Raw genomic sequence first — 24807 nt, 5'->3', positions numbered from 1 at the left:
CGATTTAACATCACTTTACTCATTTGTTTTATAATTTCTTAAATCAAATGTTTCGATTGGCTCTGGTCCTCTTAATATTTCCCTTTTTATATGAAGATCACCCGATGAGTCATAGCTGATTTTCCAATTAATCAACGTTATTTTCCCCTCTTCTATTTCAATACCTTGTATTCCACTTGCTCGCACGCATGATCCATCATTGAAGTACGGTAATTCGTTAGCTTTGGGAAAATACGGTCTATGAGTATGTCCACAGATGATCATAATTTTGTTTCTTTCAATCCACCCATTATAAATGCGTTCAATTTTATGAATCTTTTCAGAATCTCTTACAGGACTTGCAGGATTTGTAAATCCTATTGAGTTCAGATATCTCCAAAAATATCTTACTGTAAGTACAGTAAACCGCCATAACCTGTCATTCATTATGTCTCCTTGATGACCATGAACAGTAAGTATTTCCTGTCCTGTACTTTTATGTTTAAACACCACTGCCTCATATAGCGTAATCCCAGGAAATAATTCCACGTCTTCCTGGTTATAATCATCGTAGAATTTATAATAATTCTTTTGTACAAAATCTTTATACTTTAAGTACACATTGTGATTACCATATAACATAATCAATCTGTTGGAATCATAGAACTTTTTTAGTAGAGAAAACACCTCATCATGTGCCAGCCTTATCTCTTTAAAATTTGAGTGTTGCCAAAGTTCATCTCCATCTCCAGCCTCCACATAAGTATATCCATTATTAAAATAGAATTCTAATGCAAATAAAAAGATATTCTGATTTTTAGCAAATTCATCTGATGGTGTACAATCTCCTCTATGACAGTCACTGAAAAATATATATTTAGAATTGTTATCAAAGTATTCAATTTTAGCCTTATTGTAAGCTTCCGTTAATCTCTTTTCTACTAACTTTTTTTCGTATATCATAGCACACCTCTTAAAACTTAAAAATTAACTTCCGTATTTATGCAAAACAACTTAACCATATATGGTTAATCTACCCTTTTAAATAAGAATATATTTAAAACTTTAAACAAAATTTTAGATATTGGTAATGGATTATTCAACTATGTATAATCCACCTAAATAAAGGAAAAATAATTTTGACTATTTATTTTTAATATTTTCATAAATATTACGGATATATTCATACTGGAGGCAGCAACAATGGAAAGTTTCACAAGCATAGGAGTAAATAATCCGAAAAAAGAGGCCTGTAACAAGGTAACTGGCACTGCAAAATATACTGATGACACTATAGTACCAAATATGCTGTATGGCAAAATACTCACAAGCACATATTCTCATGCAAAAATAAAATCAATTAATATAAATGAAGCTATCCAGGTTACTGGTGTTCAGTCCATAATTACCGGAGACTATTATTTAGGGTTATTGGGCACAGTTATTGAAGACAGACCTCCAATTGCAAGAGATAAGGTAAGATATTTCGGAGAACCAGTAGCCATAGTAATTGCTAATAGTGAGCAAGATGCTATGAGTGCCGTAAACCTTATAGAGGTTGAATATGAGCCTCTCCCTGTTGTTAATTCAGTAATTGAAGCTATTAAGCTAAACTCGCCATTAATTCACGAAAATGCTTCACAGTATAACCTTGCAGTTGAAGATGTATATCATGAACCGAATAGTAACATTGCTGATCATATAAAGATTCGAAAAGGAGATCTTGAAAAAGGCTTTAAAGAAAGCAATGTAATAGTAGATGGATCCTTTTCACTGCCTCAATCAGACCACATAGCTATGGAAACAAGAAATGCTAGAGCTCAAATTCTACCAAATGGTCAATTTATAATCTATACCTCTTCCCAAGCTCCATTCTCAGTTAAGAAACTATTAAGCAAAGCTTACAATGTACCTGAAGGAAATATATCTGTTCATGTTCCCTTTGTAGGTGGTGGCTTTGAAGTGTACATATTGGGTAGATTGCGGAGCATATGCAGATATAGGTCCACGTATGGCTAAAGCTATAGCAGTGGACTGCACCGGCCCATATAATATAGAAAATTTATGTTGTGATTCAATCGCAAGTCAAACTAAATTTAAGTAATTTAGGAAATCTAAATAGCTGCCTCTCAAAATTAAAGGATATGATTAAATGGGACGAAGGCAATAGGATAGAGTTAGAAAATGGTATGATACGTGCAAAGGGATTAAGTTGCTTTTGGAAAACCTCAGATTCTCCTACAGATGCCATTTCTGGAGTTGTACTTACTTTCAACAGCGATGGAAGTATAAATATTAATAGTGGAGCCGTTGAAATAGGGTCTTCAATGAAAACCACATTAGCACAAATACTAGCAGAAAAACTTAAGTAGGTTATATAAATAAGACACCTCATATTTACTATATAAATCCTCTTAAAACACTAATCGTTACCATTCAATTCCATATTAAAAAATAGGGATATATTTTTGTTTAGCCGATAGAATAAAATACTGCTAATAAGTTACCATGCGAAAACTTATTAGCAGCTCATTATCATTATTTTATTACATAGCCAAATTACTTCCAAGCCTTCCACATCCAATAATAACTATTTACATCCACTTGCTCTCTCACCGATAATATCTTCAATACTTTCCTTTATAAACAAATTAGAGCAAATAACATTGTCAATCAGTTGTTCTTTCATAAGCTCTATATTATCTGGATAATTTGCTATTGCAATAGTCTTTGGTACTCCATAAACTATCTTAGCAAGCTTACACAGGTATAAATTAACCTGATCTTCTTCAGTTAAAGCTATAAAAAGCTTCGCAAACTGGATTCTATTTTCCCTTAAACATAAATCTGTAATGTCCTTATTTTTATCTGTATCTATAAAGGCCACTCCAAACCCTGCATCTCTTAAATCTTGTAAAATCAATTCACTTTTCTTTAAATCACCAACTACCACTGCTACCATTATTCTATCCCCCTTGAAATAAAATCCTTCACAAGTGTATCAGGACAAATAACCTTGTACTTTACACCTGCAAGTTTCAGCATTTTCTCCTCTGATAGTAAAACATTCACATTATTATAGGATGATAAATACTCCCCAAGCATTAGATTTAACTTATCGTCATCAGTAAGAATATAGATACCCTCAATTTCTTGATTTTTTATCTCACCTTCAACAAGTTTAACATTTTCAATATTCACTTGAATTTTTAAAATTCTTTTTTTATCAATTCTTTTAAGACTTTCATATTTGTCCAAGGCCATTACTAACTTCTCTCTTTGCATTAACATATCTATAATCATTTCACCATACTTTGAAGCACCAATAACAATATTATACATATCCAATCCCCCTCAACCTTGAATAGACTCCAGCTACTCCTCGTCTTGATAGAATATTTAAAACATAGTCTTCACTATCTTCTACGTCCATAGGAAGTAATGAAAAAGCCCTTTTATTTTTTACCTTATACTTTTCTACGCTATATTCCATTTCATTTCCATCTATTACAACTCCAGCAGATTTTTTGTAGGACCTATCAAGACTACAATCCATTTCAAGTTTCTTGTCAAGATAATATACATTAACGTAAAACCAAGGGATAATACTATTATTTTTACAAGTTATTACCTTTGTATTATCAACAATATATTTGTAATTTAGCTCACATTCAAAGCCACTTATTTTTAACAAAGAATAGAGTAATATGTTTTTACTAAAATTATTTCCTCTTCCCATAACAAGTGTTTCTGAAGCTTTTTGAAGTACATTATCTGGAATATAATCTATACAATTTTTAGTATTTATATATATTTTAAATATTAGTGAAATACCATAACAGTTCTCAGCTAATATAGAAGAATAATTTTTGAGAGTATCGTTTTCTAAATCTGCATACTTACTAAACAAACATCTTCCCCCTAAATAAAAAAATATACAAACTATTTCAATTTTTACTTTACCTTTGTATACTAATACAATAAGAAGATGTATCTTTACACATCTTCCAGCTCTTTACTCATATTAAATCCTTGGGTCAGCAACTACTAAAACATCCACATATTTTATACCTCTCATTATCTTTCTTACAATGGACCCTCTTATTATCTCATGAGATCTAGTTCTTGCAGACTGCCCTATTATTACTTGAGTTATACCATATTCCTTAGCAAACTCAATTATTGGTACTGCTGGATCATTTGCAGCAACTACTTTAAATTCGGCTTCAAGCTTAGTACAAAGCTCACTTAAATCATCTAGCTTCTTTAGTTTTTCTCTGTCAGTTGTGTATTCATTACTTTTTACATATAAAACAAATAGAGGAGCTTTTAGCATTTTTGCTATTCTATAGCCTCTTCTAATTAGATATTCAGCATTAAAGTTTAGATTAACGCACACAAGAATTTTTTCCTGTGCTCCTACAAGCCCCTCTACACTTTTAGCATTCTTATATTCCATGAGGTGCTCATCCACCTCATTAGCTACTTCTCTTAGTGTTAATTCTCTTAAAGCAGTAAGATTTCCTACTCTAAAGAAATTATTTAAAGCAGTTTCAATTTTATCCTTGCTATAAATTTTGCCCTGCCTCAATCTATCTCTTAATGCATCTATTGAAACATCAATAACTTCAACTTCATCTGCTAAATCCATAAGAGTATCTGGAATTGTTTCTCTTACCTTTACGCCAGTCATTCTATTTACATAATCATTTAGGCTCTCAAAATGCTGTATGTTAACAGCTGTCATAACACTTATACCATTTTCTATAATCTCAAGGACATCTTGAAAGCGCTTTTGATTTCTACTATTAGGCACATTAGTATGAGCTAGTTCATCTACAATTACAACTTGAGGCTTTCTTTTTAATATAGCCTCCACATCCATTTCTTCCAATATGACATCTTTATATACTATCTCTTTCATTGGCACTAATTCGAGATCCCCAATCTGAGCTATAGTTCCCTTTCGTCCATAGGTCTCAACGAGTCCAATAACCACATCTATTCCACTTTCTTTCATTTCATGTGCATCTCTAAGCATCTGATAAGTTTTTCCTACCCCAGGAGCAGCACCAATATATATCTTAAGCCTTCCTTTATTCGCTCTTTCAATTTCCTTTAAAAACTGATCCGGTGACTTATTAGCCATAATGCACCTCTAATCTATTTATTTAAAAGCTTCAAGTTTAGTTTTAGTACATTAACTCTTTCCTGACCAAATACACCTAAAAACTTTCCACTTTTATTGCTATCTATTATCCTATTTACTTCCTCAACAGCAATTCCATTTGCCTTGGCCACTCTATCTGCCTGAAGCTTTGCTGAAACTACAGTTATTTCCGGATCTAAACCTGAAGCTGAAGCTGTTAACATATCTGATGGTATTTCTTCTTGCTTTACAGTAGGGTTTTTACTCAAAAATTCTTTAATATTTCTATCTAAAGCCTTTTTAAATTCTGGATTTGACATAGCAAGATTAGTGCCACCTGATTTAGAAGCATCATATTCAATAGCGGAAGGTCTGCCGTGGAACCATTTATCATCAGTAAATTTTTGACCTATTATCGAAGATCCTATAAGCTGGTTCTTATCATATACTAAACTTCCTTTTGCTTTTTCCGGAAATATTAAATTTGATATACCAGTCATTACAAGGGGATATATTATACCAAGTATTAAAATAAATATTAAAGTAAGCCTAAGACCTGGTTTAACATTATTCATAAATATTACCTCTTTTCACTCAGTTTAAGCTAAATAAATAAACTAACTATCACATCTATTACCTTAATACCTATAAACGGAGTTATAACTCCACCTATCCCATAAATAAGCATATTCTTTGCTAAAATTGCATTTGCAGATGCAGGTTTATATTTAATACCTCTCATGGCAATAGGTATTAATGCTGGTATTACCACAGCATTAAATATTAATGCTGAAAGAATAGCACTATTTGAAGAAGATAATCTCATTATATTTAGTATTCCTATAGATGGCAGCGTAGCTGACATAATAGCAGGAAGTATAGCAAAGTACTTAGCAACATCATTTGCAATACTAAAGGTCGTAAGGGAACCCCTAGTCATAAGAAGCTGCTTTCCAATCTCTACTACCTCTATAATTTTTGTAGGATCAGAATCTAAATCTATCATATTTGCAGCTTCCTTTGCTGCCATAGTCCCGCTGTTCATTGCAAGGCCCACATCTGCTTGAGCAAGCGCTGGGGCATCATTTGTTCCGTCTCCTGTCATAGCTACCAGCCTTCCTTGTGCCTGTTCATTTTTTATAGCTGAGATTTTATCCTCTGGCTTAGCCTGCGCTATAAAGTCATCTACTCCTGCTTCTTTTGCAATGGTTTGAGCTGTTAGAGGATTATCTCCAGTTACCATTATAGTTTTTATGCCCATAGCTCTAAGCTGCTTAAATCTTTCCTGCATGCCTGGCTTAACTATATCCTTCAAGTAAATAACACCCATTATTTCCTTCTCTTTTACAACTACTAAAGGTGTTCCTCCTAATTTAGATATTCTTTCTACCTCACTCTCTAAATCACTTGGAATAGCCCCGCCATTTGCCTTAACATAGTCAACTACTGCCGAAGCAGCTCCTTTTCTTACTACTAAACCATTTTTGAAATTCATACCACTCATTCTTGTTTCGGCAGTAAATTCAATTACTTCAGCACCTTCTTCTATACCATCATCTGCTTTTATCCCAAGCTTATGTGATAGCTCTACCACAGAACGACCTTCAGGTGTACCATCCTTCAAAGAAGAAAGAAGAGCATAATAGGTTACTTCTTCTGCTGTATGTCCTCCAACTGGTACAAATTCATCTGCCATTCTGTTACCGAAGGTTATAGTTCCTGTTTTATCTAGCAGCATAGCATTTATATCACCTGTAACTTCTACTGCACGACCAGACATAGCAATTACATTAAACTTTGTAACTCTATCCATCCCTGCTATACCAATAGCTGATAAGAGCCCTCCTATGGTAGTTGGAATTAAGCAAACCAAGAGTGCAATAAGAGTAGCTATATCTATATTTATTTTTACAAATCCAGCAATAGGAATTATAGTCCAAACCACAACTACAAATATAATAGTTAAGCTAATTAATAGCGTACTTAAGGCTAATTCATTAGGTGTCTTCTGTCTTGCAGCACCTTCTACAAGGCTAATCATTTTATCTAAGAAGGATTCTCCCGCGCTTACTGATATTCTTATCTTTAAAGTATTGCTGATAACCTTTGTACCACCAGTAACAGAACTAAAGTCTCCTCCGGCTTCTTTAATTACCGGAGCTGATTCCCCAGTTATAGCAGATTCATCAACAGATGCTATCCCTTCAATTATTTCACCATCACTTGGTATAATTTCTCCAGCAGAAACCTGAACAATATCACCTTTTCTAAGTTCTGCTGAACTTATCATTTTTATTTTTCCATTTTTGTCTATAAGCTTTGCTTGTGTATCCTTTTTAGTTTTCTTAAGTGTATCTGCCTGAGCTTTTCCTCTTCCTTCTGCTATAGATTCAGCAAAGTTAGCAAAAAGTACTGTAATAAATAACACTAAAGTTATAGTTAAATTATATCCAAAACTTTGAGTTGAATTAAATAATCCAGGAAAAATGGTTACTAGTAATGTAAGAACAGCACCTAACTCAACAATAAACATTATTGGATTTTTAACCATTGTTTTAGGATTAAACTTTTTAAAAGAATTCACCACTGCAGTCTTTATTATCTCTTTATTCATAGTATCCACCCCTCCTTAAACTAAACTTAAAAACTCTGATATAGGTCCAAGAATTAATGCTGGAAAAAATGTTAATGCACCAACTATCATGATTACTGATACAAACAATACTCCAAAAAGTGCATTGTCAGTTCTAAAGGTTCCTGTTGAAGGCTGAAGCTTAGTTTTCTTTGCCATAGAACCTGCTATAGCAATTAACATTATTATAGTTACGTATCTTCCAATAAACATTAATATTCCTGTCATTATATTCATATAGTTAGTATTTCCAACAAAGCCTGCAAATTCTGAACCGTTATTAGCAGCTGCTGTAGTAAATTCATAAATCATTTGTGTAAGGCCGTGAAAGCCAGGATTAGTAATATGTGAGTTTGCAAGTCCTAAAACTATTGTTACTGCAGAAGCAAATAATATTAATAATGGGTGTATAAGTATAGCTAAAGCAGCAAGCTTTATTTCTCTAGTCTCAATCTTATTTCCTAAATATTCAGGTGTCCTTCCCACCATTAAGCCAGTTATGAAAACTGTTAATATAGCATATAATATTACATTTTCAATACCTGCACCTTCTCCGCCAAAAACTGTATTAAGCATCATAAATGTTAATGGCACCCCTCCTCCTATAGGAGTATAGGAATCATGCATAGAATTTACTGAGCCAGTTGTAAATGCTGTTGTAACCCCTGCAAAAATAGCAGAATCGCTTGCTCCAAACCTTGTTTCCTTACCTTCCATATTTCCAAGTGAATTATTGATTGTAGTATTTGTATATGGCTTTCCAACATGAGTTTCAGAATAAATTCCTACTGAGGTTAATCCAATGAAAATAACCATAAGTGATATAAATAACACTCTTGCGTGTTTTTTACTATTTACCATAAGTCCAAAGGTATAAACTAGTGCAGCAGGAATTATCATCATTGCTAAAATTTCTATTAAATTTGTAAATGGATTTGGATTTTCAAATGGATGAGCCGAATTAGCTCCAAAAAATCCCCCACCATTTGTTCCAATGTGTTTTATAGATTCAAGTACTGCTACTGGTCCTGTTATTATAGTCTGCGTTTCTCCTTGTAAGGTAAATGCCTTTTGTATTCCTCCAAAGGTTTGAGGTACACCTTGAGAAACCAGCACTAAGGTTATTACTATTGAAAATGGCAGCAGTAATCTTGTAATTATTCTCGTAAAGTCTACATAAAAATTACCAAGATCATCTCTCTTCTGTGCAATACCACGCATTATAGCAAAAGCTGTTGCTATACCAGAAGCAGCTGAGGCAAACATTAAAAACACAATAACAAGCATTTGAGATAAAAAAGATATACCGCTTTCTCCAACATAATGCTGAAGATTTGTATTTGTCATAAAGCTTATTGCAGTATTAAAAGCAAGAGCGAAATTCATCCCTTGTGCTCTTGTTGGGTTTAATGGCAGCATGAACTGCATAATCAAAATAATAAAAGCAGTAAAAATCATTATGATGTTTGTTATTATGAAGGCTTTCGAATACTCCTTCCATCCCATAACTGAAACTTTATCAACACCAATAACTCTATATATAAAGTTATCAATTGAATTAAAGAAGCCATTTTGGGACATATCCTCATATTTTGCTATTCTAAAAAGATAGGTGCCAAGCGGCTTAGTGATTAATATTAAAATTAGAACAATTAATGCCAATTCTAAATAATACATATAGAATCCTCCCAAATTTCTTAATTAACTAAAATTTTTCAGGCTCTAAAAGAGCATAAAATAAATAAATTGTAACAACTCCAAAAACAATACTTATAAATACCATAGAATTTCACCTCAACATTTCAATACTTATAGTCACATTAATGTTATTATGTAACTTATAAGAAGTTTTAATGCCTATAAATTGAGTTAAGCAGAACCCCCAAGAAACTTAAGGCTTCTGCTTTTGTTAATTTCTACTAATATGATATACCCCTTAATATACTTAAACAATTTTAATATCCATAGCTTTATTCTTCAAAAAAAGCTAATTAACCTGATGGCAGCGATTTCATTTATCGCAATCTTGCTAAGCTTTCAAGTTAATAATCATTGGACATAATGTTAGAAATAAAAAAAGCTGTAACTAGAATAAAATCTAATCACAGCTTCTATAATCTATTTTTTTATAAACTTTCCATTCATGGATGCCATTTCTATAGTTGAACCTTTAACTTTTCCAGTTAATGATTTACTTAAATTATCCTTCTTAAGAACCAAAGTTATATTATTATCGTCATCTACTGAATAATGTCCCTCCATGAATTCACTATTTTTGTCAATTGTATAATACATGATACAGGTAAGGTCATCATTTATCTTTAACACAATATTAGGATCTTGTGTAAAATCATAAGTTCCTGAATATGTACCTGAGTTACCATTATAAACTGACCATAATAACAATATTACTATTATCCCTAAAGGAATTACAAGCCTCTTCATTTCGTTTCTCCCCCTATAAGATTCATTACATAAAAATTATAGTTCTTCATCTTTCTAAACTTAAATCTAAAATCTATAGGCAGGATAATTATATTTTATAAAAATGGCTAGCCAAAGCTAACTATCTTATATATGCTTAGTTTAAATGAATGATTCTTTATTTCTCACTAACCACGAAGCTAATCAAATAACTTGCTAATCTTATTGAACCTCTCAGCCTCTGTAATATCTCCTCGAAGCTCATAAATATTTCCAAGTAGTTCATATGCTTCTTTGCTGTTCACATTTATAGATAAAGCTTTCTTAAGAATATTAAAAGCTTCATCCAGCTCACCTGTCCTCATTAATTCCTTAGCTCTCAATAAATATCTATCTATACTTAAATTATTTTTTTCTATCAGAGGCTCAATTTCAGCTAAAACACTTTTAACCTTATCTGAAGTAAATGGTTTTTGAAGATACATAATAGCCCCAAGCTTAGTGCATTCTACAGCATTTTTTACTGTTGCGAATGCTGTCATAATTATTACAGGAGTCTCTATTCCCATTCCCCTGATTCTTTTCAGAACCTCCGTTCCACTAAGCTCAGGCATTTTTATATCTAAAAATATTAACTCAACTTCATTAGTTTTTAAAATTTCCATAGCCTCAGCACCATTGCTTGCTGTCAAAACACTATATCCATTTACAGTCAGACAAGTTGTAAGCAAGTTTTTAATATTTTTTGTATCATCTACTACAAGTACCCTTTTCATATTGCTATTCTCCTCCTATTATCAAAACTCTGGATACTCTAAAACAGCATACTCTGCAGTCTGTGTACCCGTAAGTCCATTTGAATCATTTACACCCATTCCATAATAATCATTCAGCCAGCGGTAGAGTAAATATAAATTTACTACCTACTCCTAGCTCACTTTCACACCAAATTTCTCCACCATGGGCCTCAATTATTTCTTTGGATATTGCTAAACCTAACCCTGTGCCATTAGCTACAGTATCACTACCTTTAACCTGTACGAACTTATCAAATATTTTTTCTCTATACTCCTCTGGTATCCCTATTCCCGTATCTTTAACAAAAACGCAAAGCCTATCTTGACTTATAAAAGAAGAAATATATATAGAACCTCCTTTTTTAGTAAACTTTAAGGCATTTGATATTAAATTATTAATAACCCAAGTCACCTTCTCAAAATCAGCATTTACTTTAGGAAGATTGCTATCTGATTTGTATATAATATCTACTCCTAAACTATTAGCTTGCTCCGTAAAACCACTTATACTATTTTCGATAATATTATTAATAAAATTAGGCTCAATATTAAATATTCCATTTGTGGATTCAACTAAAGAAAGGGATAACAGATTTTCTACTAAGTTCAATAGTCTCTCACTATCTTCTTTAACAGCTGATATAATATTCTTTTGCTCCTCATTTAGGCTCCCTACACTTTCTTCATTAATTAGGCTTGTTCCCATCATTAAAGAGGTCAATGGAGTTTTAAACTCATGAGAAACTGTAGCTATAAAATCACTTTTCATTTTTTCAATCTGTTTTATTCCTGTGATATTTTGAAATAGGACTACCATACCCACAGCTTTATCTTCAGAATCTTTTAAAACAGTAACTATTACATTAAAATAATAATCCTCATCATTAAGCTCAAAATACATTATTTTATTTTCTGATACTTCAACCTGAGAATTATAAGCATGCTGTATATAATCATATAATTCTCCATTAGTAATAACCTCAAGGAAATATTTATTTAGAGCATTTTCCTCTTTTGTATTAAACAGCTTCTCTAATGCATTATTGATAAGCAGCACTTTGTAATTTGTATCCAAAACTATTATAGGATCTGAAATACTCTTTACAATAGCAATTGATTTATTCTTTTCTGCTATAACCCTGCCTAAAGTACTATGTTCAAACTGCTGCAGTCTTTTTGTCATATTATTAAATTCAATGGATAACTCTCCTATTTCATCATTGGTTTCAATTGAAGTTTGCTGATTGATATTTCCTTCCTTTACAGCTTTCATATTTTCTCTTAAAGCATATAATGGGCTCAAAAATTTTTTTAAGGAGAATAATGATAAAATAAAACCTATTACTATACCTATAGCACTTAGAGTTAATATTATATACATTGAATTTTGAGCATCATGAGTTACTATATCCTTGCTGTCAAACATACTTTTTTCATTTAATAAAACTAATTTACTTATTAAATCTCTTAAATTGTTAAACTCTGGCGTAACTTGGGTATTATAAAATTCTACTATAGAAGTATCGTTACTCGCTGACATTTCTTGAAGCTTAGAAAATAGCTGAAGATATCTAACATTTGATTTATTGATCTTCTCTACTAATTCTTTTTCACCTTTTTCTGTAATATTATTAGCCTCCACATAATATTCATTGTAAAATGTATTGCTGTATTTATAAAAGTCCTCTATCCCTTTATTTCGGCTAATATTTATATAGGTTAATATTGAGCTATTTTCATTTTCTAATGCCTCTAGCATCTCATTTCCTGCTCTTATACTCCTATAATTATCAACCATAAGTCCATTAATTGACTTCTCTAAATTATATATATTGAAAGCTGAAACAACACCTATAATCAGTGTAATTACAAATAGTAAAAGATAAACAACAGAAAATTTTGCCTTCAGAGTTCTAATCATGATTTACCTCCAAGTATTTAATTCACTAAATCCATCTTATGGATTTAGTATCATTATAAACCCAAATATTCAATATTAACAACTCCATTAAACATGTTGCATTATCGAAATTTTACTACACTTCTGAGTTTATAAGAGATTATACATTAACTGAAATATATATCCGGCTAAAATACCGCCTATATAAACAGCTCCTATATAGAATAGCATTGCTCTCTTTTTTATAAAGGTTGCCATGCCTGCTATAACTGGTACTCCAGTAGCTTTTCCTGTTATTATAAATGCTAGAACAACCCCTTGCCCTGCCCCTGAATTTATAAAGGATTTTAGCAGAGGCAGTGCTGATGAATCATTTAAATATAAAGGCAAGCCTATTGTGGCTGCTAGTGGGATAGAGTAGGCTTTGTCAGCACTAAATAGAGCCATAATAAAGCTTTGAGGTATTATCATTTCAACTATTCTTCCTATGGCTATAAAGATAACAAAATAGAAAAGTATCTTCTTAAGGCCTATATTTACAAATTTCCTTGCTAGTCTATCAAGCTTATACTTTTGTATAAAACCTATGTGATTCTTTTCACTAGTTTGCTCTGTGCAGCAAGCTTGATTCTTAATAGCAGCCTTTTTGAATTTTAGTACAGCTGAGCTTTTAACTACCAGTTCTTTATTAGGCGTACAGCAATTCGCAGAAGCATTATCACTTTTTTTAAAGCTCTTAAGCGTCTTAGCAGCATTGCTACTTACTGTACAGCAGCTTTCACCCTTATCCTTAACAAATCTAAATTGATCTTTAAAAAAGTTTGTTTTCTTTTCTAAAAGGTTAGCTAAAAATCCGGCAATTAGTCCTAGAATAGCAGACGTTATTAATACTGCAGTGGCAAATTTACTTCCAAAGAAGGCTGTTTCAAACATATATTCAGAAGGACTGCTCAGCGGTGACGATATAAGAAATGCCATTACTGGACCCCAAGGCATTGCTGTAACAAACATTGATAAAAGAACTGCCATAGTCCCACATGCACAAAGAGGTGTTAATGCTCCAAATAGTACTGCGCCTGGTATAGAAGCTCCTGACTTATTCGTAAGTAGATTTCTTAGTTTGTTTGAATCTACATAAACATTCATTGTAACTGCTAAAGTTATACCTATCAATAAAATTAACCAGTCTGCACTTAAGTAATGCCATATACTCAGTAATATTTCTGTAATAAATTTTTCCATAAATATCTCTCCTTTTTAAATCTCTATTTTATATAAAAATCAACACGCAATGCTTGTATCATACAAGTAGTTTTTATTTTTACCCTCCTTTAATAAATACATCAGCAATATATTTGTATGATACAATTATATTATAAAATTTTTAGCAGCAGTTTGGATTAGCTTTTTCAAAAGCTTTTAGCAACTTAGACACACATCCTAGTATATCTAACACTTCTCCTTCTGGTATATTTTCAATAATTTTCTTATAGTATTCATTCACTGAGCTACTTAATTTCTTGGCAGCTTCGCTACCTGTATCCGTTAGGCTCACAACAACAATTCTTCTATCTGAACTATCTCTATCCCTATATACTAGTTCATCTCTAACTAACTTATCTATAACCCTTGTCATAGTACTTGAGTCCAGATTCATCTTATCACTCAGCTCATTCATAGTTAGACTTCCATACTTCAATATCTCCAGCATTGCATAGCATTGAGAGCTTGTAAACCCATGAACCTTTATTTGATCTCTTTCAAATAACTGAAAAACTCTAACTAACCTTTGAACCATTTGTCCTACTTCTTCTACGCAGCAGTTATCCTCTTGATTTACCTTATCTGGCAGCACTTTGCAACATTCTATGCCCTTTTTTTCAGTCACCTCAATCACCTCTCTTTAAATTAATTGTATCATACAAATATATTAAAATCAATATGTCTATTTATTTTTGTTTTTTTAATATTCATAAAGTAATAAAAAGAAATGCTAATATTCAAAATTAGCATTTCTTTATTATATTAATATTTATTCTAACATAGTAGAGTCAACCATAAGCAATGCTTTATTAATAGTTTGATTTATATAAGGACTGCAACATTTCCCTAAGGGATTATTGATTTCACATTTACCATTTTTCATTGCTCCTGTGAGCCTAATTATATCTTTTATGTTTTTTGCACCATGCTTTAACACTGCATCAATTATCTGTTCTTCAGTAACTTTATTACAATAGCAAATATACCTTGGATCTGCATCTTGCTTAAACCATATTGGAATTTTAATATCAGATTTTTTTAATATGAAATTATTTGATAAATTAAAATAAACTACTTCACACTGTTCATTTAAGCATATATTATAAACATCTTCTAGTATCTTATCTTTATCAATTGCAAAATGCTTAACCGTTAAGGCTTTAACCTGCTGAGTTTTTCCATTACATACAGGACATATTAAATCTTTTTCTACTATACTAGCAGAAGTCTCATTGCTTGTTCAACAAGACCTTTTAGCATTTGGTTTTTCCATGATTAAACCCTCCTCATAGAAATATTTATATATTTTTATATTTATATATTTTTATTATAATATATTAAAAGACTGAGATAAAAACATAATGCGCTTTTATCTCAGTCTTTCTTACTACTTATAAGTATTTTTTTATTTCCTCTACAGTTGGAACTCTTCCCATAAGCTTCACTTTCTCATCTACCACAAGTGCTGGTGTTTTCATCACTCCGTATTTCATAATGTCTACTATATTTTCAACCTTTTCAATAGTAGCATCTAAACCTAGTTCCTCTACAGCCTTTTTTGTGTTTTCTTCAAGCTTATGACATTTTTCACAGCCTGTTCCTAATACTTTAATTACCATAATACCCTCCTTAATTAAATAAATATAAATGAAAATGCATTAAATAGATAACCAATTATTATTATTCCAATGGACACAATTGTAACAAATATGGCTAATAATTTTGGTTTAACTACCTTGCTAAGCATAATTATAGATGGTAATGACAGCGCAGTTACAGCCATCATAAAGGATAATACTGTACCAATACCTACCCCTTTACCAAATAACGCTTCTGCTATTGGAAGAGTACCGAATATATCAGCATACATTGGAATACCTATTGCTGTTGCAAGCAATACTGCAAATGGATTTTTGCTTCCGACTACTCTTTCTACCACAGATGTTGGTATCCAATTATGGATTGCTGCACCTATTCCAACTCCTATTAGTACATACAACCAAACCCTTTTAATAATGTCTTTAACTTGTTCCTTTGAATATGAAATTCTATCCTCTCTTGTCATCTCATCAATATCCGCATCAACGCTTTCTATTTCACGTATATATCCTTGCACCTGACTTTCTAATCCCAACTTATCAATAATAGTTCCACCTACTACTGCTAATATAAGACCTACCACAACATATGCTATAGCAATCTTAGCGCCAAAGAAGGACATTAGGATTAGTAATGATGCAATATCTACAAGAGGAGATGAAATAAGGAACGAAAATGTTATTCCAAGCGGCAGTCCAGCTGATGTAAATCCAATAAATATTGGGATGCTAGAGCAACTGCAAAATGGAGTAATAGTTCCAAGTAACGCTCCTAATATATTTCCTTTGATTCCCTTTATATTACCAAGTATCTTCTTTGTCCTTTCAGGAGGAAAATAGCTTTGTATATAAGAAATTAAAAATATAAGTACAGATAGCAATATGAATATCTTTATAGTGTCGTAGATAAAGAAGTGTATGCTTCCTCCCAGTCTTTCTTTAATGGATAATCCGAATACTTTTTCTACAAGTAGTCTTATCAGTTCTGAAAGCCAAGTCATTTTTAATATTTGATCATTTAGAAAGCTAAAAAAAGCTGATATTATCATTTAAACCCCGCCACCTTTTGATTATAAAACTTAGTATCTAAATCTTCATTTAGACACTAAATCACTATTTTATTGTCTTTTACATGTACTTAGAAATACTTCAGCACTGCTAAGTCTTTCAATGTCCTTTTTTAAGTTTTCATATTTGTCAATGTTCTCCACTATATCCTTTAAGACACCCTCAAATAGCTTATCTTCTAAATTCAAGTAGTAGTATATGAACTGTTCTTTTCTTTCATCCTTTACAAATCCCATATCTCTAAGCTTTGATAGGTGCTTTGAGATTTTTGGCTGAGTTTCTCCCATTATTCCACATAACTGACAAACGCAAAGCTTTTTATGATACAAAAGTACTAATATTCTTACTCTAGTTTCATCTGAAAGTATTTTAAAAAAATCTGTTAGTTTATCCATATAATTTCACTTCCTTTGTTCTATAATATTAATTTATATAACCGCATATACGCATGTGAGTATATATTCATGTTATCTCTTTCAACTGCTTTTGTCAACCGATATGATAAAAAATATATAAAACAAAAAGGTCAGCATTTTAACTGACCTTTTAAACTTATTATGCTATTAATTCTCAATATTCTTTCCATAGTTAAAATATTTCCTACCCCAATGTAATGCTACATTAACTAGCGCAATCATTACAGGTACTTCTATAAGCGGTCCTATAACTGCTGTAAATGCCTCTTTAGATTCAATTCCAAACACAGCAACAGCAACTGCTATAGCAAGTTCAAAATTATTGCTTGCAGCGGTAAAGGAAAGACTTACTGTCTTATGATAATCTATACCTGCTTTGTGGCTTATAAAGAATGAAACTGAGAACATAATTATAAAGTATATCATAAGTGGTATTGCAATTCTTACTACGTCCATAGGAAGTTCTATTATATATTTTCCTTTAAACATAAACATAATAACAATAGTAAATAGCAGAGCTATTAATGCTAGTGGACTTATTTTAGGTATAAATTTTTTAGTGTACCATTCTGTTCCCATTTTAGGTTCTAGTAACAATCTAGTAAGCATTCCGCCTATAAACGGTATGCCAAGATAAATTGCCACCGAGGAAGCCACTTCCCCTATGGAAACATGCACTGCCATACCTTCAAGCCCAATCCACTTTGGTAGTACAGTGATAAAAATATAAGCAAATATTGAATAGAAAACTACTTGAAATATTGAGTTAAAAGCAACAAGTGCTGCTGCATACTCATTATCACCATCAGCTAAGCTATTCCAAACAATTACCATAGCAATACATCTTGCAAGTCCTATAAGTATAAGACCTACCATAAAATGCGGATAATTTCTTAAAAATATTACTGCAAGAGCAAACATTAATACTGGCCCTATAATCCAGTTCTGAACTAATGATAGTGTTAAAACCTTTGGGTTTTTAAATACTTTTCCAATCTCTCTATAATTCACCTTAGCAAGTGGTGGATACATCATTACTATAAGCCCTATAGCTATTGGTATTGATGTTGTTCCCACTGAAAGTGAAGATAGTGCTGTTGACATTCCAGGGAACCCCCAGCCTAATAATACTCCTAGTGCCATGGCTAAAAAAATCCATAGTGTTAGGTATTTATCTAGCCAAGCTAGTTTTCCTTTATTATTACTCAAAAAAATCATTCCCCCTTATTTTAAATTTCACCATCATAATTTATTTCATCATTTTTTATTCTCTTTGCTAAATCTTTTATTTTATCCTCAATTTTTTTTGCAGTTTTGATAAACTCTTCATCACTTTTACCTGATGGATCATCTAACCCCCAATCTTCCTCATGTTTTGAAGGTAAGAATGGACATACTACATTACATCCCATTTTTACAACTATATCAACTTCTGGTATATCAGTAAGAAGTTTAGATTTTTGTGTTTCATTCATGTCCACATGGTATAAATCTTTTATTATCCTTACAGCATCCTGATTTATTTGTGACCTTAACTCTGTTCCTGCCGAATAGGATTCAAAAACATCTGAAGCAAGTAGTTTTCCCAGCACTTCAGCCATTTGTGATCTGCAGGAATTGTGTACACATATAAATGCTACTTTAGGTTTCATAAAAATTATCCTCCGTTAAATTTCTTATAACATTAATCAAAACAAACTTTTCCTTCTTTTAAGTCCTCACAGCCTAGATTGCAGCTTTTATATTTTTTTAATCTTGCATAGTCTTCTTTGCATTGCTTTAGCTTAATTGCCTCCTCCTTAATTACTTCTTTTAAGAAAGGAAATTCTAATAATGTATCTTCGTTTATTTTATAATATACGTATTTTGCTACTTTGTAATAATCCAGTATTTTTGCATTGGTTAATTTATTTAAGTGTCTTGAAGCATTTGATTGGTTAATATCAAGTAATGCTTCTATTTCACAAACACATAAATCACCATCTTTAAGTATATTTAATATTCTTATACGTGTTTCATCAGACAAAGCCTTCATCACTTGTATTAAGTCCAATATACTTCCTCCTTCACATTAACATATTCGTTTATAATCATATGATACAATGTGCAGTTTCTCTTGTCAATTATCACTTATCCTTAAGTATGTTAAATAAATTTAACACTTTATTATTCTATATTTGCTTACTCAAGTTATTTTAAATCCACTATCATTTCTGTAACTTATATGAGTGTATTGGAATATAATGTTATTGTAATAGAAGACCTAAATTAATTGATTCTAAAAGAGGAGGTACACTATTATGAGAAGAAAAAAGGAAAGTACATTTAATAACTATGATAACTATAGAACGGGAATCGCAAAACCTAATCTTCCGAGCTTAATTATATTAATTCTAATTATACTTCAATTTACTAAAGGTCACGGAAGTTCAGATGGATTTAACGGAGTGGACAATGGTATCCTGTTCATAATAGCAATTTTTTACCTAAGTTGCTGCAACAACTGTAGAACAACCTACTAACAAATAATTTTTACATTTCAAATTTAGCTAAACAAAAAGACTTCAATGTTTCCCCCCTTGCATTGAAGTCTTACTTATTCCTCTATTTTTCATACGAAGTGATATTATTTCTTAAAACTTCCTTACACTCCTTCAATTGCTCACAGGTTATTCCACTATTTTTATAGCATTTTAGTTTTTCTAAATCATTTTTACATTGCTCAATTTTATCAAGTTCAACATTCAATAATTCCTGGATAAAAGGATACTCATTTAAGATATTGCCATTTAATTTATATAATACCCACTGTGCTTTTTTACCATATACAATGATTTTCATTGAGGAAAGCTTATTTAAGTGTCTTGAAACATTAGATTGAGTCATCCCTAGAACATGTTCAATTTCACCAACACAAAGCTCTCCCTCTTTTAATATATTTAGTATTCTGATTCTATTTTCATCACCTAGTGCTTTTAGAACCTGAACTAGATCCATACAATCATCTCCTAGTAATATAGTTTATAGTATTACTATATTCTTCTTCACACATATGTTATTCATATCAGTAACATATATCAATATATACTATATTCATTGAATTAAAAGATATTGATATAAAAAATAAGGAATATAAATTTATCTATACTTTGTTTTTCATGTATTAATAATTTCAATAGAACTTGCATTGCAAACTTCTTGAATCAGATATTTTTAAGTAGTATATTATTCATGAGATGAACTGTTAGCCAAACATTATTAAAATAAATTAGACACACAGTATTATTTTGGGGGGATTTTTTTGAATAAAGTTATAGACCTAAAGAAAATAAGAACTACAGCAGAAAATTACTATAGAAATGGAGACTTTTATTGTTCTGAGGCTGTTGTGAAGACAATAAAAGATGAATTTGGACTATCTATTTCAGATGATATCATAGCCATGGCTTCAGGCTTTCCTGTTGGAATAGGTGGTTCCGGCTGTACATGTGGTGCTGTTTCCGGTGGAATTATGGCATTAGGATTATTTTTCGGTAGAACTCAAGCAAAGGATATAAAGGTTAATAAAGCTATGTCACTCTCAAAAGAGCTGCATGATATCTTTAGAGGAAATCACAAAAGCTTATGTTGTAGAGTACTAACAAAAGATATGACGCTGGGCTCTTCAAAGCATATGGAACAATGTATCAGCTTCACTGGAGAAGTTGCTGAAGAAACAGCAAAAATAATAATAAGAGAATTAAATCTAGAAGCTAAATAAATTTATATCTTTATTATAAATTCCACTACAAAATTTATAATACTATTTTGTAGTGGAATTATGATTTAGTTTATTAAGTCTTTAAGTTTTTCACCTTTTACTTCTTCAGTCATCCATTCTATAACTGCAAAATTTCCTTGTGATATTTCATTGACCTTATTAATCCACTGCACTTCATTACTTGCTTTAACTTTTAAAATATCATTAGTTGTATTTGAAGCATAGAAACTTGAATTAATAACCCACCATTTACTATGAATACCAGCTCTATTTAAGTCTTTCTGTAGTCTTAGAGCTTCATAAACGGGAGTAGTTTCAGCCAATGTTACAATAATAACTTCGGTTTCCTTTTCATTTCTAAGCTTAGGTAGAAGCTTTTTAACTGACTCTGGAATATCTCCCTGAGAACGCTGTATTTCCCTATTATAACTTTGAGTTGAATCTAGAAGTAAAAGTGTATGTCCTGTTGGAGCTGTATCAATAACTACAACCTCATTTTCTGACCTTTCAACTATTTCAGCAAAGGCTCTGAACACTGCTATTTCTTGAGTACAAGGTGATCTTAAATCTTCTTCAACATAAGCAATATCATCTTCGTTCATAGTTTCTCTTGCCTTCCTCAATACTTCTTCCCTATATTTTTTAAGTTCTTCTTTTTCATCTATATGGCTTAGTGTAATTCCATAGCTTTCATCTAGTACAAATTTCAAGTGTGCAGCTGGATCAGTAGTTGTTAAATGTACTTTTTTTCCCTTTTTAGCTAAGCCTAAGGCAATTGCAGCAGCTATTGTAGTTTTTCCTACGCCACCTTTACCCATTGCAAATATAACTTTTTTATTATTTACATATAAATCTTCTATTACACTTTTTAGTTTAGGTATATTGTTAGTATTTAACGTTTCAGTATTATATTTAATATTGTTATCCTTTAAGAATGCCCTTACATTATCTAATCCTGTTACATTATAAGGTCTTAGAGGAATTTCAAAAGTTTCAATAGACTTAAGTGACTTAGGTATCTCCGCTAATGCCTTTTGTTGTTTAGAATAAATAGCATCAGAAAGATAATCTCCATGTTCATTAACAATACCGTTTATAACCAAAATTTGATTATTTATTCCTAAATCTTGAAGCTCTTTTGAAGCTCTTTCAGCCTCATTTAATGGCGATATCTCAGGACGAGCTACAAGAACAAGTGTAGTTTTTTCCTTATCTGCTAAAGTACTAACTGCATTTTTGTAGACTTCCTTTTTACTTTCAAGCCCTGAAAGCTGCCCTAAACATGAAGCACCATGTGTGCTTTCACTAATAAAATTACTCCATGCTGAAGGAAGCTGCAACATTCTTAGCGTATGTCCTGTAGGTGCCGTATCAAATATAATATGATCGTACTCCTCAGCAGCTTTTTTATCAGTTATGAATGTTGAGAACTCATTAAATGCTGCAATCTCCACTGTACAGCTTCCTGAAAGCTGTTCCTCCATATTTTTCAAAACTACTTCTGGAAGCTTTCCACGATAAGGGGCTATTACACTTTCTCTATACTCAGCAGCAGCTTCTTCTGGCTCAAAGTTTGCAACTATTAAATTTGAAACTTCTTTTATGGCAACTCCCTTATTATTTAATTCTGTATTAAATACATCCTGTAGGTTTGACGCCGGGTCTGTACTAACAAGAATAATTTTCTTTCCCTTATCAGCTAAAGATACTGCCACTGCGCAAGCTGTCGAAGTCTTACCAACTCCACCTTTTCCTGTAAAGAATAAATATTTTGTTAGGTTTATGTCCTTCACATTAAAATTTTTAAACATTAATATCCCTCATTTCTCTTTTAGCAGCATCCACCTTTACAACCACAGCCTTTAGTTGGCTTTTTAATTGTAGGTTTTAGATAGTCTTCTGTGATATCTAATAGTTTACAAAACTCTTCATTAGTTGGATAAGCATTAGTTTTTACTATGACACCATCAACCATGGTAACAGGAAGCACATCGATGCCTTTTTCGTTTAAAATTTTGTTTATTTCCTTGTTATCCACAAATATTTGAGGATTATTAGTTAGATTATGCCTTTCAACAATTATTCCCTTGCTCTTTAAGTTATTTAACACTGTAGAAACTCTTAATAATTCTGGATTTACTGACGGCCCACATACACCTGTTGAACAGCACATAGCTGGATCAAAAACAATCATCTTTTTCATATCAATTCACTCCTTTTTATTTACAATCACATTTAGATTTATCTTTACAGATGCAGTCATCTGTATCTGTAATAAGATTCATAAGAAATAGCATAAGTTTATTGCAGTTAGAATTATTAAGCGAATAATAATTCCACAACCCTTCTTTTCTACAGTGAACAATACCACAATCAGAAAGCACCTTCATGTGATGTGAAAGTGTGGGCTGTGTGAAATCAAAGTGCTCTAACAAATCACAAGCACACTTTTCTCCACAAGACAATATATCAACTATTTTTAGTCTATTACTATCTGATAGCGCTTTAATCATTTTTGCATTCTGGTCATAATTTAGCTTCACCCAATCGCCTCCATATATAGATAATCATCTATATAAAATATAGACCTTTATATAGTTAACGTCAACTTACCGTAAGTTTATTAACGCATTATTAACACTAGCATATACATTAGTCTATATAACACTATTCTATACAAATAACATTTTCGTATGTACATAAAATTAGGCGGATAGGTAAAGCTTTACCGTTCCGCCTAAACTTATAATTCTGTGTAATATCTATCTAAGTTTCATTTCTTTTCCAACTACCTGTTCCCATGCATTAAAAATAGGTCTTATTATGTTAGGCCCTATTTTTGAAATAATAACTATTTGTGAGGTTGTTTCTTCTGTAGTTGAAAGCTTGTAATCTATTTTTTTATTTACCACATCAACTTGATTCCACCCATCTTCCAATTTAAAGAACCCCTTTATTCTAAAGGCATCACCAGAAATCTTATCTATAAATGCAGTAAGCTGTTCTTTTGTAATTTCTCCTTCATAGGTTAAATTTAAAGTCTTAGGCTTATTTTCTGGAGTATTGCTGCTTTCCTCACCTTCGACCCATTGATTTAACATCAAATCCTTTTCTAAAAACTTATAATCTGTTTTTCCGAAAGAAGTAATCTCTATTTCTACCTTATTATTTATTTCTCTAATTTTTTCAATAACTTTTTTTAGAGTATCTTCATCGACTAAATCAGCCTTGTTTACTATAACCATATGACAGTGCTTAAGCTGCTTTTCTACTGTTTCTAAATCATTAATTTGCTCTAAAAAATTAGGTGCATCTACAAGACATATAGCTCCACTGTAATCATATACATCACCCTTCAAAGAAGTTACTGCCCCTAAAATCTCATAAATATTAGAAGGGTCAGCAAGGCCTGAGCTTTCTACAAACAAATAATCTAATTCACGTTCCGCCATTTCAATCATTGCCTGCGCAAAAGAAATCTTTAGACAAGAGCAAAATATTGATCCTCTATTTATCTCAATAAGTTCCATTCCATCTTTTTTAATGATAGTACCATCTATACCTATCTTACCAAATTCGTTCATTATAACTCCTACTTTTTCCCCTTTTAAATGTTCTAAAGTATTAGTTAAAAATGTAGTTTTGCCTGCTCCTAAGAACCCTGTCAACAAATACAATTTTATCATGAGAACTTTTCCTCCTATAACATTCCATCCTTATATATCCATATGCGTATATATACATAATAATCTTACTTTTTTTATTTGTCAATTTAGTATTTGATAAATAATACTATCATTCATTCCTTAGCAGAAGAATAA

Annotated in this window: 28 protein-coding genes and 1 pseudogene; 3 read left to right on the top strand and 26 right to left on the bottom strand. The window is 31.7% G+C overall.

Going from position 1 to position 24807, the window contains the following annotated elements; genetic code table 11:
* Nucleotides 1-15 precede the first annotated feature (15 nt).
* A complete protein-coding gene (locus bsdE14_RS17210; protein ID WP_264851236.1) occupies nucleotides 16-942 on the bottom strand; it encodes a metallophosphoesterase in 927 nt (308 codons plus the stop codon).
* Nucleotides 943-1182: 240 nt separating this feature from the next.
* Here bsdE14_RS17210 and bsdE14_RS17205 point away from each other — a divergent pair.
* Nucleotides 1183-2348 (top strand): annotated as a pseudogene (locus bsdE14_RS17205) (xanthine dehydrogenase family protein molybdopterin-binding subunit); the annotation flags it as partial.
* Nucleotides 2349-2569: 221 nt separating this feature from the next.
* Here bsdE14_RS17205 and bsdE14_RS17190 read toward each other — a convergent pair.
* The 20 genes from bsdE14_RS17190 to bsdE14_RS17100 form a co-directional block, all read right to left on the bottom strand.
* The gene (locus bsdE14_RS17190; RefSeq protein ID WP_264851232.1) at nucleotides 2570-2941 is read right to left on the bottom strand and encodes an NAD-binding protein; all 372 of its coding nucleotides are present in this window, start codon (nucleotides 2939-2941) and stop codon (nucleotides 2570-2572) included.
* Nucleotides 2941-3321: an NAD-binding protein gene (locus bsdE14_RS17185; protein WP_264851231.1), complete on the bottom strand. Its 381-nt coding sequence runs from the start codon at nucleotides 3319-3321 to the stop codon at nucleotides 2941-2943. Before bsdE14_RS17185 ends, bsdE14_RS17190 begins: the two co-directional genes overlap by 1 nt.
* Complete coding sequence (locus bsdE14_RS17180) at nucleotides 3314-3889, bottom strand: hypothetical protein (RefSeq protein WP_264851230.1); 576 nt, start codon at nucleotides 3887-3889, stop codon at nucleotides 3314-3316. Before bsdE14_RS17180 ends, bsdE14_RS17185 begins: the two co-directional genes overlap by 8 nt.
* Nucleotides 3890-4003: 114 nt before the next feature.
* Nucleotides 4004-5128, bottom strand: a complete 1125-nt coding sequence (kdpDN, locus tag bsdE14_RS17175) for a KdpD-like non-kinase potassium sensor (protein ID WP_309298124.1) — start codon at nucleotides 5126-5128, stop codon at nucleotides 4004-4006.
* Between the two features lie 14 nt (nucleotides 5129-5142).
* On the bottom strand, nucleotides 5143-5703 hold the full coding sequence (gene kdpC, locus bsdE14_RS17170) for a potassium-transporting ATPase subunit KdpC (RefSeq protein ID WP_264851229.1): 561 nt from the start codon (nucleotides 5701-5703) through the stop codon (nucleotides 5143-5145).
* A 29-nt stretch (nucleotides 5704-5732) separates the two neighbouring features.
* The gene (gene kdpB / locus bsdE14_RS17165) at nucleotides 5733-7742 is read right to left on the bottom strand and encodes a potassium-transporting ATPase subunit KdpB (RefSeq protein ID WP_264851228.1); all 2010 of its coding nucleotides are present in this window, start codon (nucleotides 7740-7742) and stop codon (nucleotides 5733-5735) included.
* 15 nt (nucleotides 7743-7757) lie between these two features.
* Nucleotides 7758-9437, bottom strand: coding sequence for a potassium-transporting ATPase subunit KdpA (gene kdpA, locus bsdE14_RS17160; protein WP_264851227.1), 1680 nt, complete (start codon nucleotides 9435-9437; stop codon nucleotides 7758-7760).
* A 28-nt stretch (nucleotides 9438-9465) separates the two neighbouring features.
* Entirely contained in the window at nucleotides 9466-9543 is a 78-nt protein-coding gene (locus bsdE14_RS22400; RefSeq protein ID WP_350339569.1) for a potassium-transporting ATPase subunit F, read from the bottom strand.
* Nucleotides 9544-9878: 335 nt separating this feature from the next.
* Nucleotides 9879-10205 (bottom strand): hypothetical protein, encoded by a 327-nt coding sequence (locus bsdE14_RS17155; RefSeq protein ID WP_264851226.1) that lies wholly within the window; start codon nucleotides 10203-10205, stop codon nucleotides 9879-9881.
* A 179-nt stretch (nucleotides 10206-10384) separates the two neighbouring features.
* Nucleotides 10385-10960, bottom strand: a complete 576-nt coding sequence (locus bsdE14_RS17150) for a response regulator (RefSeq protein WP_264851225.1) — start codon at nucleotides 10958-10960, stop codon at nucleotides 10385-10387.
* A 109-nt stretch (nucleotides 10961-11069) separates the two neighbouring features.
* Nucleotides 11070-12902 (bottom strand): sensor histidine kinase, encoded by a 1833-nt coding sequence (locus bsdE14_RS17145; protein WP_264851224.1) that lies wholly within the window; start codon nucleotides 12900-12902, stop codon nucleotides 11070-11072.
* Between the two features lie 129 nt (nucleotides 12903-13031).
* Nucleotides 13032-14123: a permease gene (locus tag bsdE14_RS17140; RefSeq protein WP_264851223.1), complete on the bottom strand. Its 1092-nt coding sequence runs from the start codon at nucleotides 14121-14123 to the stop codon at nucleotides 13032-13034.
* Between the two features lie 142 nt (nucleotides 14124-14265).
* Nucleotides 14266-14769, bottom strand: coding sequence for a MarR family winged helix-turn-helix transcriptional regulator (locus tag bsdE14_RS17135; RefSeq protein ID WP_264851222.1), 504 nt, complete (start codon nucleotides 14767-14769; stop codon nucleotides 14266-14268).
* Between the two features lie 144 nt (nucleotides 14770-14913).
* On the bottom strand, nucleotides 14914-15417 hold the full coding sequence (locus bsdE14_RS17130; protein WP_309298123.1) for a Csac_0668 family 2Fe-2S cluster-binding (seleno)protein: 504 nt from the start codon (nucleotides 15415-15417) through the stop codon (nucleotides 14914-14916).
* Between the two features lie 118 nt (nucleotides 15418-15535).
* Complete coding sequence (locus bsdE14_RS17125; protein ID WP_264851221.1) at nucleotides 15536-15763, bottom strand: thioredoxin family protein; 228 nt, start codon at nucleotides 15761-15763, stop codon at nucleotides 15536-15538.
* 14 nt (nucleotides 15764-15777) lie between these two features.
* Nucleotides 15778-16791 carry a permease gene (locus bsdE14_RS17120; RefSeq protein ID WP_264851220.1) on the bottom strand — a complete coding sequence of 338 codons (1014 nt, stop codon included), beginning with the start codon at nucleotides 16789-16791 and terminating at the stop codon, nucleotides 15778-15780.
* A 69-nt stretch (nucleotides 16792-16860) separates the two neighbouring features.
* A complete protein-coding gene (locus tag bsdE14_RS17115; protein WP_264851219.1) occupies nucleotides 16861-17205 on the bottom strand; it encodes an ArsR/SmtB family transcription factor in 345 nt (114 codons plus the stop codon).
* A 168-nt stretch (nucleotides 17206-17373) separates the two neighbouring features.
* Entirely contained in the window at nucleotides 17374-18444 is a 1071-nt protein-coding gene (arsB, locus tag bsdE14_RS17110; RefSeq protein WP_264851218.1) for an ACR3 family arsenite efflux transporter, read from the bottom strand.
* Nucleotides 18445-18455: 11 nt separating this feature from the next.
* Nucleotides 18456-18878, bottom strand: coding sequence for an arsenate reductase ArsC (locus tag bsdE14_RS17105; RefSeq protein ID WP_264851217.1), 423 nt, complete (start codon nucleotides 18876-18878; stop codon nucleotides 18456-18458).
* 32 nt (nucleotides 18879-18910) lie between these two features.
* A complete protein-coding gene (locus bsdE14_RS17100) occupies nucleotides 18911-19279 on the bottom strand; it encodes an ArsR/SmtB family transcription factor (RefSeq protein WP_264851216.1) in 369 nt (122 codons plus the stop codon).
* Between the two features lie 247 nt (nucleotides 19280-19526).
* Here bsdE14_RS17100 and bsdE14_RS17095 point away from each other — a divergent pair, with 247 nt between their 5' ends.
* Complete coding sequence (locus bsdE14_RS17095; RefSeq protein ID WP_264851215.1) at nucleotides 19527-19748, top strand: hypothetical protein; 222 nt, start codon at nucleotides 19527-19529, stop codon at nucleotides 19746-19748.
* Nucleotides 19749-19830: 82 nt separating this feature from the next.
* On the opposite strand, the gene bsdE14_RS17090 is transcribed toward bsdE14_RS17095, so the two are convergent.
* On the bottom strand, nucleotides 19831-20223 hold the full coding sequence (locus tag bsdE14_RS17090; protein ID WP_264851214.1) for an ArsR/SmtB family transcription factor: 393 nt from the start codon (nucleotides 20221-20223) through the stop codon (nucleotides 19831-19833).
* 304 nt (nucleotides 20224-20527) lie between these two features.
* On the opposite strand from bsdE14_RS17090, the gene bsdE14_RS17085 reads away from it, so the two are divergent.
* A complete protein-coding gene (locus bsdE14_RS17085) occupies nucleotides 20528-20986 on the top strand; it encodes a C-GCAxxG-C-C family protein (protein ID WP_264851213.1) in 459 nt (152 codons plus the stop codon).
* 65 nt (nucleotides 20987-21051) lie between these two features.
* Here bsdE14_RS17085 and arsA read toward each other — a convergent pair whose 3' ends face one another.
* The 4 genes from arsA to bsdE14_RS17065 form a co-directional block, all read right to left on the bottom strand.
* On the bottom strand, nucleotides 21052-22797 hold the full coding sequence (gene arsA, locus bsdE14_RS17080; RefSeq protein WP_264851212.1) for an arsenical pump-driving ATPase: 1746 nt from the start codon (nucleotides 22795-22797) through the stop codon (nucleotides 21052-21054).
* A gap of 20 nt (nucleotides 22798-22817) precedes the next feature.
* Nucleotides 22818-23189: an arsenite efflux transporter metallochaperone ArsD gene (gene arsD / locus bsdE14_RS17075; protein ID WP_264851211.1), complete on the bottom strand. Its 372-nt coding sequence runs from the start codon at nucleotides 23187-23189 to the stop codon at nucleotides 22818-22820.
* Nucleotides 23190-23205: 16 nt separating this feature from the next.
* On the bottom strand, nucleotides 23206-23529 hold the full coding sequence (locus tag bsdE14_RS17070) for an ArsR/SmtB family transcription factor (protein WP_309298121.1): 324 nt from the start codon (nucleotides 23527-23529) through the stop codon (nucleotides 23206-23208).
* 219 nt (nucleotides 23530-23748) lie between these two features.
* Complete coding sequence (locus bsdE14_RS17065) at nucleotides 23749-24672, bottom strand: CobW family GTP-binding protein (protein WP_264851210.1); 924 nt, start codon at nucleotides 24670-24672, stop codon at nucleotides 23749-23751.
* Between the last annotated feature and the right edge of the window lie 135 nt (nucleotides 24673-24807).

It is taken from the genome of Clostridium omnivorum, from assembly GCF_026012015.1.
GTDB classification, from domain to species: domain Bacteria; phylum Bacillota; class Clostridia; order Clostridiales; family Clostridiaceae; genus Clostridium_AX; species Clostridium_AX omnivorum.
The sequence above is the reverse complement of the archived record's forward strand: the minus strand, read 5'-3'. Positions and strand labels throughout refer to the sequence as shown.